The organism is Bacillus sp. FSL K6-1000, assembly GCF_038630785.1.
GTDB lineage: Bacteria > Bacillota > Bacilli > Bacillales > Bacillaceae > Bacillus > Bacillus safensis.
The window spans coordinates 1,895,287-1,908,684 of record NZ_CP152042.1; the positions used below are offsets into that span (position 1 = coordinate 1,895,287).

Here is a 13,398-nt window from a genome sequence, read left to right on the forward strand (position 1 = left end):
AGACCTACATTTTAAAATCGTCCATATGATCGATATATACCTTGTCTCTGTTCTCAAGCTCCCGTACGACTTTTTTATGTTTTTCTTCATCTAGGTTATAAAAATTAATATCCACCATCGCTAAAATCAGTAAGCATACAGGAATCACCGTTGTCGTGATTAAAATGCCAAGTAATGCTTCTGGTGTTTGCACTTGATTCGCAATATAGCCAAAGCGATCGAGTACAAGCCCTGGCACAATCCCGCCTAATGCCATTCCAAATTTAAAGAAGAATCCGATGATGGCATAGATGAGTCCACCCATCCTTTTCCCTGTTTTATATTCGCCATATTCAACGGTTTCAGGAATGAGCGCCCACATATATGCACCGGCTGTAATACTTCCTGCAGCTGCAACTAGCCTGAAAATAAGTATTAAAGTGATTTGACTCGGCGGTATCACAAGTAATGCAAGAAGACCTACGATATTCAGCAATAATGAATAATTCAGCAGCTTTTTCTTTCCTAACAGCTTGTGCAGTTTTGGAATAAACGGCAGCACCATTAAAGCAGGCAGACTCCCAATGAGTCCGTACCATTTCACTAAATCTTCTCTGCCGAGGTTATACGTCACATAATAGATCCCAACAGAGTTGCTGATCGAGTTCACGCCAAAAATAATAATAAAGAAAATGCTCAATACAACAAGCGGACGATTCACACGTAACTGGACAAAGATATCACTGAACTTAATTTTTTCCTCCGGCTTTTGAAGCGTGACACGTTCATTCGTGCTTTTAAAACAGAAAATAAGTAATGCACCGCCAAGAACGCCGAGAAAAGCCATTGTCATCTGCCAGCCGAGGGCTGTATTTCCTGTTTTATCACTCAAAAAAGTCGCAAGAAAAGGAACAAAAAAAGCAACAACTAGACCTCCGAGATTAGCAAAAAGCATACGAACAGACGTAATACTGACAACCTCTTGGTTATTTCTTGTCATTGCGGATGTTAAAGCACCATAAGGAACATTGATGAATGTGTATGTAAGCGATAAACCAACATACGTGATGTAGGCATAAACGAGTTTACCCATTTCAGAAAGATCAGGTGTTGTAAAGCAAAGGATGGCGAGTACCACAAAAGGAAACGCACCGAATAACAAGTAAGGTCTGAACCTGCCAAAACGGCTGTTCGTTCGATCCACCAATGCACCAATAAACGGATCTGCAAGCGCATCAATGGCCCGAACAACTAAAAACATCGTCCCTGCTGCTGCCGCTGATAAACCATACACATCTGTATAAAAAAATAATAGATACGTAGAGACAGTTGCATAAATTAAGTTACATGCGAAATCTCCTGAAGCATATCCCACTTTTTCAGACATACGAATCTTTTTTAAATTCTCACTTACCATGAGCTTTCTCCCTTCTTCTCTTAGCCTCTTCTAATGAACAGATGATGGAGGGCAGCAGCAGTCAATACAATGAATATAAAGCGCTTTCAATTTGTTGTAAAAATGAAGCTGAACATCTAACCCTTTCAGCTTAGCCCACATACGTAGCAAATGATTTGAATGACAGAATCATCCCCTTCAATAGTCGGATCATCACTTAGAACTCATCTTAGTTTATCGACTAAACAAACTAAGATGAGTTCATTTTATAAAATCTGATCTGACTTTTCAATATTTTTTGAAAAAATAATCCAAATAATTGATTTCTTGTCATTTTTCTGCTGAAATGACGTGAAAAACTGAAGTGAATCATTTAATGGTTGCATTTCAGCTCATCCCATGCTATATTTATCAAGCGATGAGCTGAATTGTGTAAGTCGGGTAACATGTCTCCTTGAGACACACACGAATGTGGCGTGTGGTTATTCCGCCTCAATACGCAAAAGACATCTTCTCAGGAAGATGTCTTTTTTCTTATCCTATTTTTGTCCCATTTTCTACAGGCTCATCTGTTGCTAGTAATACTACGTCTTCTTTTGACGGCATGCCCCCTAATACAAGCACTTCTGACTTGAACCCTGCAATTCTTCTTGGCGGAAAATTGACGACTGCTACGATTTGCCTGCCAATGATATTCTCAGCTGTATACCGTTTTGTCAGCTGAGCACTGGATTGTTTTAGACCAATCTCTTCACCAAAATCAATCTTGAGTTTTAATGCAGGTACTCTTGCCTCTGCAAAGAATTCTGCTTCGATAATCGTCCCAACACGAATATCTAACGCTAAAAACTGTTCAATATCTGCCATCTGATTCTCTCCTCTTCATTCAAGGGTAAGTTCATTTACTAGAGTCATCGATTGTTTTTTCATTGTAGCACATTCATTTCGTAAAAAAAGTGAGTCAAAAAGCCGATTCACCGCAAAATCCACCCTTTAGTTTACATAATGTTTTTATTGTCTTGTATTAAATGTTTGCATCCTGAAAATGAATTCAGTAAAATGGCAAATAATCCTACTGCTTCCTCCCAAATATATTGGGGAGGGGTTAACACTTGTTTACATTATCGGATATGTGGACATTTTGCTGGTCGTTTTTCGTCATTCTTCCTATCGTTGCCATCTTGCATCAGGTTGGCCATATTATGGTCGCGTGGATGTTTGGCGCAAAGGTTTCTTTTGCTCTTGGCAGAGGCAAAAAAGTATTGAAAATAGGCGTTGTTGAAATTAGACGTATCTATTTTCTAGATGCATTTTGCCATTATGAAGAAATGAGGAAAAATAACCGATTCTCGCACATTCTTGTCTACCTAGGCGGATCATTATGCAACCTGCTCAGTGTTCTCATCCTGAATACAATGATCGCCAATGATATCCTGCCAGAACATCAATTTTTCTATCAATTTGCTTACTTCTCTGTCTACTATGTATTTTTTGCACTGCTGCCAGTCCAGTATGCAGATCATCATCCGAGTGATGGGCAAGCGATTGTGAACATCATACGGCACGGTGAACCATGTGACATCATTGACTAACAGGATGGCTTCCGGCTGTCAATTTGATAATGAATCGTTAAAAAGGGAATACCGAATAGCTTCATTTGATGAACTGCTGTGAGACTTTTATCTGTCTCCGGCTTCATATGAAAGCTTTCTTCCATTGGCAGTTTCATGGTGATAAAAGGCGTATGCAAATACAATCCTTCGTCACCGGTACTGCCTTTTGGACATGCACTTTTTAAGAGAAAGTCTTCCTTTTCATTAAAAGGTTTTAAAATGGCGGTCATCTGAGAATATGGAAGCGGCAGCGCAATATTCATATAGCCCGCAGCTGCATCGTGATGATGAGCATAAAGTGCAAAAAAGACCTGCTCCCCTTTTTCGTTGTGACGAATCCACGCCCTGACTTTCTTTCGCTCTTCTTTAGGATGTTGAAATGTAGTCAGACGTCCCTTCATTTCATATGGGATACGAGATGTTCCTAAATAGAGCTGCCCTATTTTCTTAAACATGGGCTGAAGTAAAAAAACAAACGGCCTCACCCACCAATGAAAACAGACTGCTGCTTTTAACGTAAATGCCGTCGGATTTTCATAAAACCTTCGAATCACAGGTGATACCCTTTCAGCTGAAAACGTCGTTCCATTTAAATCATCAAGTGAATCGACTAAACCGAGCTTCTCGCGATCATGCATTCTTTCCTTTTGGAAAGAAATCTTATGAAAACGGCCATGCACGCTTGATATCGGAAAGTTCTTCTGCTTCAATTGATCCTTTGGCCCTTCGACCAGCCATCCAATCAGACCTGGTAAAATCACAAAAAAGGCATTGATACTGCCATGAAACCAAATCATCTGATCAATGCTGATATAGGTCACGCGCATGAGCATGCCAGCGGAATAAAGAAGAGATAGCACGATCGTCGCCATTAAGACGCAGCTAGAAAACACAACCAGCCTTTTTGCCACAGTCGATCGAAACCTTGTTTTCATACAAAGAATGCCGTACAAATAGAGTGCAATGACATATAGCATAACGCTGAACGTATCAAATAGACGTGAGAAGCTAATCCCAACAGCAATCATCACAGGCGACAGCAAAATCACCCAGCCTGCCCCTTTGTATAAAGCTGTCTCTTTTTCTCTCTGTCTCCCTAATAATCCATAGAAAAGCGGGATAAAAAAAGCAGAGTAATGAAAATGAATAGCAGTCAAAAGCACGATGATTGGTGAAAAGGTCATCACCTGTATATCTGCTGTATACAGCCAAAACCATAGCCCGCCTAAAGCGAGATACATCCATGCACCATCGATCATCAATTCATGAAGCGGAACGGTTCCCCTTTTCAGCAAACGAGAAAGGCCATATAACGCCAAAATGATCGTATACAAAAACCATCCCGATGCAAACAAAGCAGAATGATAGATAAATGCAGCCGTTGCACAAAGAGCAGCTAGTGGAAAGGCTTTCATTAAAATGCCGAGCAGTACTCCCGGCTTTTTCTCACTCTCTTCCTTCGCAAAAAAAGCTAACACTGCAGGAAGGAAAAACAGAATCGCTATCAGTACAAAAAACTCTGCTATCGGACCTGTCATCAAACGGGTGGCGATAAAACAACACATGAAGAGAAGGCTTGATATCAAGTGCCATTTATTCATCATGAGACTCCGCCCCTTCAGTAAACCGGCCTTTATATGTAAAAAGAGTGCCAAACAGTCGATTTTTCACATGCACATGAATGGTATACTCACCCGAGTGCTCCTCGTAGCCTTCTGTGACATCTGACACACCATAAAGCCATGAAGGGAGCGGCCATTCACGTCCTAATAACAGCAGCCTCTGCTTACCGGATTGAATGTGGAGAAAACCATGCTTTGTTACTGTAAAATGAAGCTCTGACATAAGAAGTCTAGGCTTTCCAAAATAGTCTAGTACTTTATGACTCTTCTGATCAATGATCATATCTGCATCAAAGTGCCGTTTCTTTTTTGGGAAATAAAACGTACGGAACCAGTGCATGCCTTCCTCTCCCTTATTTGTCATAAAGGGTTTATTCACAATTCGGAAGGGAATGTTTTTTCCTCTCTCAGGGAAAAAACAGCGAAAGTGTGGACCAATTTTGAAGAAAAATCGAATGAGCCTCGTTCCGCCGCCTATTTCCTCCATGGTACCTTCAGCAGTAAACGCACGGTTGTATCTCTCTTTTAATTTTGGATGCAGCTTATCGTACTCCTTTACTAGATGACGATGAACGACCATGTCTACCTCCCCTTTTCCGTTTGATCGAAAATACATCTATACAATCTTTTAAATTAATCATCCCTCCAATGGATAGGATCAAAAATGCACTCATCACAAGCGGCTCATGAAGTGTCGATTGTGGGGATAGAATCCCGATACAAAGCATCATCAGAAGAAACACGCTTTGAAGAATGAACAGATATTTCTTTGATAGTTTAGGTATCAGCCACGATACGCCTATCAGGGCATAAAATAACCGAAACCCTGTACTATGATCAAAAGCAGAATGTGAAAATGGGAGGACCGCTTGGCATAGCCAGACGATAGCAAACAGCAAACAAATTCCATAATGGGCAAGGGTTCTCTCCAGTAACAACCGAGGATGCGTTCCCCTTTCAAGCCACGTCTTTAGTGCGCCAAAACTAAAGGCTGTCATAAACCCAATCATCGGGCGAAAAAGAAATCGATCTGCCCACGCCCATCCTTTTCCTTCTTTCGTTTCGTAATCAAATTGAGTTTGAAACACAATTTGATCGTTCATTTTCACATATTTCCAATAGCCGCCGCCTTCTTTGATAAAAGACAACGGGTGTGACGATTTAAATTTCAGCGAGGATGCCCGTTCATTCCGTTCATCCATCATTCTAGTTCGATATGCTCCTGTCCCTGTGACACTTACACCAAATCCAAGATGCTTTTCATACAAAAAGGTTTGGGGCTGTTCATCTTGAGGTTCATTTAATGAAATGGTTGAAAAGCGCAAATCCCACTGTTCATGAAGCTTTGGATTTTGCGTATATTCCCATACTTTCTCTAAAGGTGCATGAATGGTTGTTTCCACATAAACAGGCTTTCTTTTCATCTGCCTCTACTCCTCTATGTGAATTATTTCACATAATAAGCATACCATGTTTCACAAAACTGTCAAATCTTTATTCATTTTTTCTTAAAAAATTTTGCCATTTATGATATCGGTTCGCTGCAAAAAAAGACCTGTCAAATAGACAGATCTTCTTTTTGCAATACTCCTGTGATGTAGAGCCGAACCGCATAGCTCACACTTTCTTCAAGCTGTTCTTTTCGTTGAAATCCCTTTTTATTAGAAATATCACCGAAGCCGTGCAGTAAGCTTCTCAGTCCTCTGACAACATGCGTCATTTCCTCTTCCTTTACACCAAAGCGTGACATAATGGATTGAACAAACTGAACAAGGCGCTCTGCTGCAAGTCGTACTTCTTTTTCGTTCATATGTAAAAAGGCAGCTTCATAAAGACCGGGGTGTTCTCGGACAAATTGCACATATTGTCTGGCAAAGGCTAAAACAGCTGCTTCTTTTTCCAGCCCCTCTGTGACTTGCATCCCTTCCTCACAAAGCATGGACAGCCCCCTTACTGCGAGTGCTGCCTGAATCTCATGAAGGCCGGATACGTGATTGTAAAGAGAAGGCGGTCTGATGTTCAGCCTTTTAGACAATGTAGCAATGGTCAAAGCGGAAAAGCCCTCTTCATCAACAAATGCTGCCGCTGTATCCATAATTTTTTCTTGTGTAATTCCCATTCTTGGAGACACGGTTTACTGCCCTCCTTTTTTTAGCTGGTGCTGCCTTTTACGGACGGCAGCTTGAAGCTTTTCATGAGGTTCAATCATAAGGTCACCATGTCCGGCAGCAAGACAGGATAAGCGCAGCGCTAGTAATTTTTCAGCGCTTTTTAGTGCGGTTTCTGCATCCCATGTGGCAAATGCCGGGAACGGAAAGCTCCACCGAAACTCACCAGTTACCGATAAGCCGCCTTTTGTCACAAGTGCATCACCTGCAATGACAACTCCTGACTTTTCATCGTATAAAGAAATGCTGCCAGGTGTATGGCCAGGTGTTGCAATCACTTTGAAGGGCCCAATCTCATCTCCTTCTTCGACAAGCACATCTGGTTTTGTATGAATATTTTTCATAAAACTGCCTTTGATTTTTTGCTGGGGTTCACCAGGCAGCAAGGAAAAGTCACCTTCAAAAAGGCGGGCATCACGTTTTGATAAATAGACGACTGCCTCGGGAAAAGCCTTTTTCACCTCATCTAATGCACCGATATGATCCATATGGCTATGAGTGAGAATAATCTTATGAATTGGTTTGTTCTTTTTACGGGCAAATTCGATGATCGAGTTCGCCACCATTTTTAAAGCAGCATCAATTAAAATGAGTCCTTCCTTTTCCTCAAATACATAGCAATTTACCGGAAATAATCGCGGCATCAATGTAAGCTGGTGCAGACGGTCAAAAGTTGTTAATCTCATGATTGCCCTCCTAAAACTAATATCGTTAGTTTTATATTAACTAATGGCATTAGTTTTAGCAAACATTTTTTCATCAACCGCAATATAAATATCAATTTGCGCTTCTTTTGGATCAATAGATCTTTCATCATACCATTCAAAATCACCTGTATAAGTGCGGTATTGTCGCTGATCCCACGTCCAAATCTTGTGCCATGCTTCAAGCACAACCTCTTCAATCGGTCCCTTTCTCGTTTGAAATCTTGCGTAGGTGGACGCAGGAATCTCTATGACATGATCTCGCTGATGGTCCGCAAATTGCCCAGCCGTAAATAAATAAGAGCCATGTTCATCTTTCTCATAATCTGAATAAAGCCCTATGACTGGGGCTTGTCCCCCATGAAGCTGCTGCGCAAAAAATTCCTGCCAAAGCGGCGCAATCTTCCGCTCTTTTGTTTGCTCTATTTCGTTTGTAGTTCGAACAGACAACCCTTTGATCCATTGTTTTTCTAATGTCACGATATCGTACATACATTCTCATCTCCTTTTCTCCCATCATATAAAAAGAAACCTGACAACTGTGTGTCAAGTTTCTAATCTCTTCATAAATTGTTTTAATTTAAGATCAAACGCTTCCTTGATGTGCTGAGGTGAAAGAATGTCGACGTCCGGTCCTAAATGGAATAGGAAACTGGGCAGCCAATCATCTTGCGGCACGGTCAATGCTGCCAAATAGGTTCCATCTGAACTGACGATCAATTCGTTCTCATCCATCCATTCCTTCACTTTGCCAACTGATGCTTCCGTTAACCTGAGCGTGAGCGTTGTGACTGAAGGTTCTTCATGCCAAGAGTCATTCCAAGGCTTCTCTTCATTTTTGATTCTTTTCGGCCTGAAATATGCTGAAATGGTGATGAGGTCTGTCATTCTTGTCAGCTTGAACAGACGAAAAGCTTTTTTCACACAACAGAACGCATACAAATACCAATGCCTTCCTTTTAAGACAAGCGTATAAGGCTCCACTTTCCGTGGAAGTGTTTCACCTTTTGCATTGCGATAAGTGAACTGGATGAATTGATGCGCGGAGGCAGCGGTATGGATCAGCTGCAGCTTCTTCTCAGCCTGGCTGTCTTTCCCCCATGAGCTTAAATCAATAAAGACATGGTGCTGTTTCTCACTTTCATGAGTTTGTCGCGGAATAAGAGATTTGATTTTTTTCAGTACATGTTCACTTTCTTTAAAGGAATATGCACTCGTCATGCTTTCAAGAGCTGTTAAAATAAGTTCAATGTCATCATCGGTAAATAATTTTTTCTCTAAACGATAGTCATCAACAAGTGAAATGCCTCCGCCTGCTCCTTGTGTTGTCACAACAGGAATCCCGGCTTGATTGATGGTCTCAATATCGCGATAAATCGTCCTCACACTCACTTCATGAAGTTCAGCAAGGTCTTTCGCTTGGACTTGCTTCTTGCTAATAAGCAGCATCACAATAGACAAAATACGATCGATTTTCATGCCTTTTCCTCTTTTTCATAAATGTAGGTTTTGATTTGATAAAAAAAGAAAGAATGGTAAAGATAAGGAACAGCCAGCATTCGTTTACATCCCTGCACATGCAGGAGGAGGTTGCATCATGACACATCACGTGTGGCAGTTATTCATAATTGGAGGCATTATGCTGATCTGCATCATCTTTCGAATGAATCGTATGAGACGCTTTCAGCTTGTGCGCCCAATCAGTCTTTTGATGAGAATGTATGTATTTGGACTCACTGCTCTTATTCTCTTATTAGAAGGCTGGCAAAATCACAGCATTTTCATCTATGCCGCTATTGGTATGCTCTTTGGAAGCAGTCTGGCCGTTCATGCCTATGAGACGATCCGGATAAAAGAAGAAAATGGCCGTCTTTATGTGAAAACGAGTAAATGGATTGAAAGCTTCATTTTATGCTTATTTTTATCTAGACTTAGTTTTAAGCTGGGTGAGCTGACAAACCATTCGCTCACAAAGATTGGTGTCGTTGAACTGTATCAGCATATTGTGAGTGATGATGCCATGACCATGCTCAGCTTTTTTCTGTTAGCTGCTTACTATGTCGTTTTTTCTTATCAAATGATGAAAGCAGGTAAACGATCAGCACATATGCATCATGCGTAAAAACCTTCCTATATGAGTAGGAAGGTTTTTATTAGTCATGCTGCGCATGGTGAATCATTTGTTCAAGTACTTCCATCACATGCTGATCTTCAGGGCTGTAAAAAATCGATGTCCCTGCTCGTCTAGATTTCACGAGACGAAGGTTTTTTAAAAAACGGAGCTGATGAGAAACAGTTGATTGCATGAGATTCAGCGTTTCCGCGATATCATTGACCGAGTATTCACCTTGAGACAGCAGGTGCAGAATGCGAATACGTGTCGGATCAGATAAGGCTTTAAACGTTTGGGAGACAAGAAATAAACTTTCTTCATCCAGCTCCATCCGTTCCTGTTCTTGATTTGTATTCAGTTCTTCCTTCATTTCGCTTCACCTTTCTTGTTAGTCAAATCACGACTTATTCTATGTATCATCATATACTAAAACGTGCGGCGTGCAAAGCGGGCACACTTTAGAAAAAAGATTTATTCAAATAGCATTGACACTTGGTAGCATTCTTTTTAAAATGAGCATTATTTATTCATTTTTTTAGAGGAGCTGATAGGCAAATTGACGGAAGAGCCAAGACTAAAACGCAGCCTGACTGTCTTTCCACTTGTTGTGATCGGGCTTGCTTATATGGATCCACTTGTCGTATTTGATTCATACGGCATTGTTGCTCAGCTGACGAAAGGACACGTAGCTGCAGCTTATATATTTACGCTGCTTGCATTACTATTGACAGCGCTTAGCTATGGGAATATGGTGAAGGCTTTTCCAAAAGCAGGATCTGCTTATACATATGCGCAAAAAAGTATTCATCCTCATGTCGGCTTCCTTGTGGGCTGGACACTTTTACTGGATTATTTATTTCTGCCTATGGTGAATTTTGCGATCGGAAGTGCTTATTTAACCGCAGCCTTTCCTGATGTACCTCATTACATTTGGATCATCATACTTGCTATCGCCATAACGACTGTCAATGTAATCGGTATTCGGCTTACAGCCAACATTACGGCGCTATTTGTGACGTTTCAGGTCATTGTCGCCGTCACCTTTGTTGGGTTTGTTATTTATGGGCTCACGCAAAACGCAGGCAGTGGAGAGTTATTGTCAGCCCGGCCTTTTTATTCAGCGAGCTTAGATCCAGCGCTTATTTTTTCAGGAGCGACCATTTTATGTTTCTCCTTTCTAGGATTTGATGCCATTTCGACGATGTCTGAGGAAACCATTAAACCAAAAAAGACGATTCCGCTTGCCATTTTCTTAACAGTTGCGATTGGAGGCGTACTGTTTACGTTGACGTCTTATTTTTTGCAGCAGGTGTTTCCAAATTTTCAGCAATTCAAACATCCTGATGCAGCCTCACTTGAAATTGCAGAATTCGTGGGCGGCGCATTTCTCCACTCGTTCTTTTTAGCTGGCACAATGGTCGCTGTCATTTCTTCCTCCTTATCGTCACATGCGAGTGCAGCAAGGCTTTTATATGCAATGGGAAGAGATCAATCGTTACCGAAGCGTTTCTTCGGGTATATTCATCCGACATTAAAAACCCCTGTTTTTAATATTTTATTAATCGGGGCTTTCTCCTTAACCGCAGTCGTTGGCGAACTTGAAGTCATTTATTCCTTTATCAGCTTCGGCGCGTTAATTGGATTTACCTTTGTGAATTTGTCTGTTTTTGCGTACTTTTTCGTCAGACAAAAACAAAGAGGTGTTCTGAATACATTGAGATATGCAGTGATCCCTCTATGCGGGACGGCGTTTTGTATTTGGCTGTTAACGAGCATCAGTACAAATGCATTAATCATTGGCATGATTTGGCTGATGATCGGTTTTATTTATTTCTGCTTCAGGCTGAAAACAAGGTCTGAATTTACGTTTGGATATGATTGATTATAAGGTTTTCACTTGGTATCCTGCTTAGGATATGTCATAATAAAAAGGCTGTACTTCCCTTTTAAAAGCGGGGCAAAACAGGGGTGAACTGACCTTGAAAAAGAAAAAAACAGGATGTTTTGCCATTTCAGGCTGTTTCACGATTTTTCTCTTTGTTTTCGTATTAGCAGCCATTGCCATCTCCTTTAATCAAAAGGAGTTAAAAAAGCTGCCGATTGATACGGAATCAATTGTTTTGTCGAGATTGGATGATTACAAACCGCTTGTAGAAACAGAGTTAAGAGATCAAGATTTAGATCAGTATACCGCGTTAATCCTCGGTATGATGTATCAAGAATCAAAAGGCAGAGGCGGAGATCCAATGCAGTCCTCTGAATCTCTTGGTTTGAAACGAAATGAAATCAATGACCCTCAGAAAAGCATTAAACAAGGAGTCCATCATTTTTCGACTATGTACAAGCATGGGAAGAAAAAAGGCGTTGATTTGGAAACCATTATTCAAAGCTATAACATGGGAATCGGCTATATTGATTTTGTTGCAAAAAACGGGGGAAAACATTCCGAGAAATTGGCAAAGCAATACTCCAAAAAGCAAGTGAAACGAAACCCCAAGGTCTATACGTGCGGCGGCAACAAAGATAACTTCCGCTATCCGTATTGCTACGGTGATTTCACTTACGCTGAAAAAGTAAAAGAAAAAACGAAAACAGTTGAAGAAAAGATGAAATTGGCTTCATCATCCACACCATCATCGTAAAAAAAAGCACTTCCGTCAAGGAAGTGTTTCAAATTGTTGACAAAGGGCTAAAATGATCTTGATTTTAGCCCTTTGTCTTCTTTTCAGCGTGATAGAAAACCTTTGCAGCTCTAGGAAGGACGAGTACCGGAGCGGAGCGAATTGTACATTCGTGAGCACCGGCACGCAGACCTGACACCGAATGCGAGGGTTTGTCTACATGCTGAAGCACTTCCGTCAAGGAAGTGCTTTTCATTTTATTGCTGCTCTTTCCCAATTTCCGGCAGGATCGTTTTTGCTAAATGCTGATCCATTTCCTCATATTCATCATAATGAATCGTCTCATACAGCTCTTTTCTCGTTTGCATATCCCCAAGTATCCCCTGCTGCGTTCCCTTTTCCATGATTTCTGTAAATAAACGCTCATACGCTTTTGCAGCGACTCTGAGTGATGACACAGGGTAAATGACCATTTGAAAGCCAAACATTGAAAATTCGTCTGCATGATAATAAGGCGTCTTGCCAAACTCCGTCATATTGGCAAGGAGCGGCCCTTTAATATTGTTTGACGCATGCGTGAAGTCCTCTGCTGTGATGAGTGCCTCAGGGAAAATAGCGTCAGCTCCTGCTTCTACGTAAAGATTGGCCCGGCGGATGACATCCTCCATTCCATTTACTGACTTTGCATCGGTTCTCGCAATCACCAAAAGCGTTGGTGCCGCTTGTTTAATGGCTTTGATTTTTGCGACCATTTCTTCTACTGGAACGAGTGATTTCCCGTTTAAATGCCCGCATTTTTTCGGCATTTGCTGATCTTCAATTTGAACAGCTGCCACCTTGCTTTCAACCATTTCTTTTGCCGCTCTTGCTGCATTTAAAACACCGCCATAGCCTGTGTCCATATCCACCAAAAGCGGCAGCTGGGAAGCTCGAATTATCTCCTTCGCTTTTTCAGCCATTTCTGTTGAATGGATCATGCCGAGATCAGGCAGTCCTTTGCTGGCGCAAAAAGCGGCACCTGATAAATAGAGCCCTTGAAAGCCCATTTTTTTTGCATAGAGCGCAGACATTCCATCGTGAACGCCTGGAATTTGAAATAAAGCCGATTTGTTCATTTGTTCTTTAAAGGCTGCGGCTAAATCAGCCTGACTTCTTTCTTCATTCACGATCCACACGCTAGCT

Annotated in this window: 15 protein-coding genes; 4 read left to right on the top strand and 11 right to left on the bottom strand. The window is 41.2% G+C overall.

What is annotated here, in order from left to right; genetic code table 11:
- Positions 1–4 precede the first annotated feature (4 nt).
- Both MHI46_RS09545 and csaA read right to left on the bottom strand, forming a co-directional pair.
- Positions 5–1,396: an MFS transporter gene (locus tag MHI46_RS09545; RefSeq protein ID WP_039179225.1), complete on the bottom strand. Its 1,392-nt coding sequence runs from the start codon at positions 1,394–1,396 to the stop codon at positions 5–7.
- A 513-nt stretch (positions 1,397–1,909) separates the two neighbouring features.
- Positions 1,910–2,242, bottom strand: a complete 333-nt coding sequence (gene csaA / locus MHI46_RS09550) for a chaperone CsaA (protein ID WP_039179228.1) — start codon at positions 2,240–2,242, stop codon at positions 1,910–1,912.
- A 245-nt stretch (positions 2,243–2,487) separates the two neighbouring features.
- Between csaA and MHI46_RS09555 the strand changes: the two genes are divergently transcribed.
- Positions 2,488–2,967: a hypothetical protein gene (locus MHI46_RS09555; protein WP_039179231.1), complete on the top strand. Its 480-nt coding sequence runs from the start codon at positions 2,488–2,490 to the stop codon at positions 2,965–2,967.
- On the opposite strand, the gene MHI46_RS09560 is transcribed toward MHI46_RS09555, so the two are convergent.
- From MHI46_RS09560 to MHI46_RS09590, 7 genes are all read right to left on the bottom strand, one after another.
- Positions 2,964–4,592 carry a YndJ family protein gene (locus MHI46_RS09560; RefSeq protein WP_342502805.1) on the bottom strand — a complete coding sequence of 543 codons (1,629 nt, stop codon included), beginning with the start codon at positions 4,590–4,592 and terminating at the stop codon, positions 2,964–2,966. The two genes, MHI46_RS09555 and MHI46_RS09560, sit on opposite strands and share 4 nt — an antisense overlap.
- Entirely contained in the window at positions 4,582–5,190 is a 609-nt protein-coding gene (locus MHI46_RS09565; protein ID WP_260773803.1) for a DUF4166 domain-containing protein, read from the bottom strand. The genes MHI46_RS09560 and MHI46_RS09565 overlap by 11 nt, the downstream gene beginning before the upstream one ends.
- The gene (locus MHI46_RS09570; RefSeq protein ID WP_260773805.1) at positions 5,153–6,034 is read right to left on the bottom strand and encodes a hypothetical protein; all 882 of its coding nucleotides are present in this window, start codon (positions 6,032–6,034) and stop codon (positions 5,153–5,155) included. Before MHI46_RS09570 ends, MHI46_RS09565 begins: the two co-directional genes overlap by 38 nt.
- A 134-nt stretch (positions 6,035–6,168) precedes the next feature.
- Positions 6,169–6,741, bottom strand: a complete 573-nt coding sequence (locus MHI46_RS09575; RefSeq protein WP_251180383.1) for a TetR/AcrR family transcriptional regulator — start codon at positions 6,739–6,741, stop codon at positions 6,169–6,171.
- A gap of 3 nt (positions 6,742–6,744) precedes the next feature.
- Positions 6,745–7,464, bottom strand: coding sequence for an MBL fold metallo-hydrolase (locus MHI46_RS09580; protein WP_260773809.1), 720 nt, complete (start codon positions 7,462–7,464; stop codon positions 6,745–6,747).
- 36 nt (positions 7,465–7,500) lie between these two features.
- Complete coding sequence (locus tag MHI46_RS09585) at positions 7,501–7,974, bottom strand: GyrI-like domain-containing protein (protein ID WP_144491448.1); 474 nt, start codon at positions 7,972–7,974, stop codon at positions 7,501–7,503.
- 54 nt (positions 7,975–8,028) lie between these two features.
- Complete coding sequence (locus MHI46_RS09590; RefSeq protein WP_342502806.1) at positions 8,029–8,961, bottom strand: YafY family protein; 933 nt, start codon at positions 8,959–8,961, stop codon at positions 8,029–8,031.
- 118 nt (positions 8,962–9,079) lie between these two features.
- On the opposite strand from MHI46_RS09590, the gene MHI46_RS09595 reads away from it, so the two are divergent.
- Positions 9,080–9,604, top strand: a complete 525-nt coding sequence (locus tag MHI46_RS09595) for a mother cell-specific membrane sporulation protein (RefSeq protein WP_342502807.1) — start codon at positions 9,080–9,082, stop codon at positions 9,602–9,604.
- 31 nt (positions 9,605–9,635) lie between these two features.
- Here the strand turns inward: MHI46_RS09595 and czrA are convergent, their stop codons facing one another.
- Entirely contained in the window at positions 9,636–9,965 is a 330-nt protein-coding gene (czrA, locus tag MHI46_RS09600) for a Zn(II)-responsive metalloregulatory transcriptional repressor CzrA (RefSeq protein ID WP_024422670.1), read from the bottom strand.
- Between the two features lie 186 nt (positions 9,966–10,151).
- Between czrA and MHI46_RS09605 the strand changes: the two genes are divergently transcribed.
- The gene (locus tag MHI46_RS09605) at positions 10,152–11,477 is read left to right on the top strand and encodes an APC family permease (RefSeq protein WP_064497471.1); all 1,326 of its coding nucleotides are present in this window, start codon (positions 10,152–10,154) and stop codon (positions 11,475–11,477) included.
- A 97-nt stretch (positions 11,478–11,574) separates the two neighbouring features.
- Positions 11,575–12,237 carry a lysozyme family protein gene (locus tag MHI46_RS09610; RefSeq protein WP_039179260.1) on the top strand — a complete coding sequence of 221 codons (663 nt, stop codon included), beginning with the start codon at positions 11,575–11,577 and terminating at the stop codon, positions 12,235–12,237.
- A gap of 236 nt (positions 12,238–12,473) precedes the next feature.
- Here the strand turns inward: MHI46_RS09610 and prpB are convergent, their stop codons facing one another.
- Entirely contained in the window at positions 12,474–13,391 is a 918-nt protein-coding gene (gene prpB / locus MHI46_RS09615) for a methylisocitrate lyase (protein ID WP_039179262.1), read from the bottom strand.
- Between the last annotated feature and the right edge of the window lie 7 nt (positions 13,392–13,398).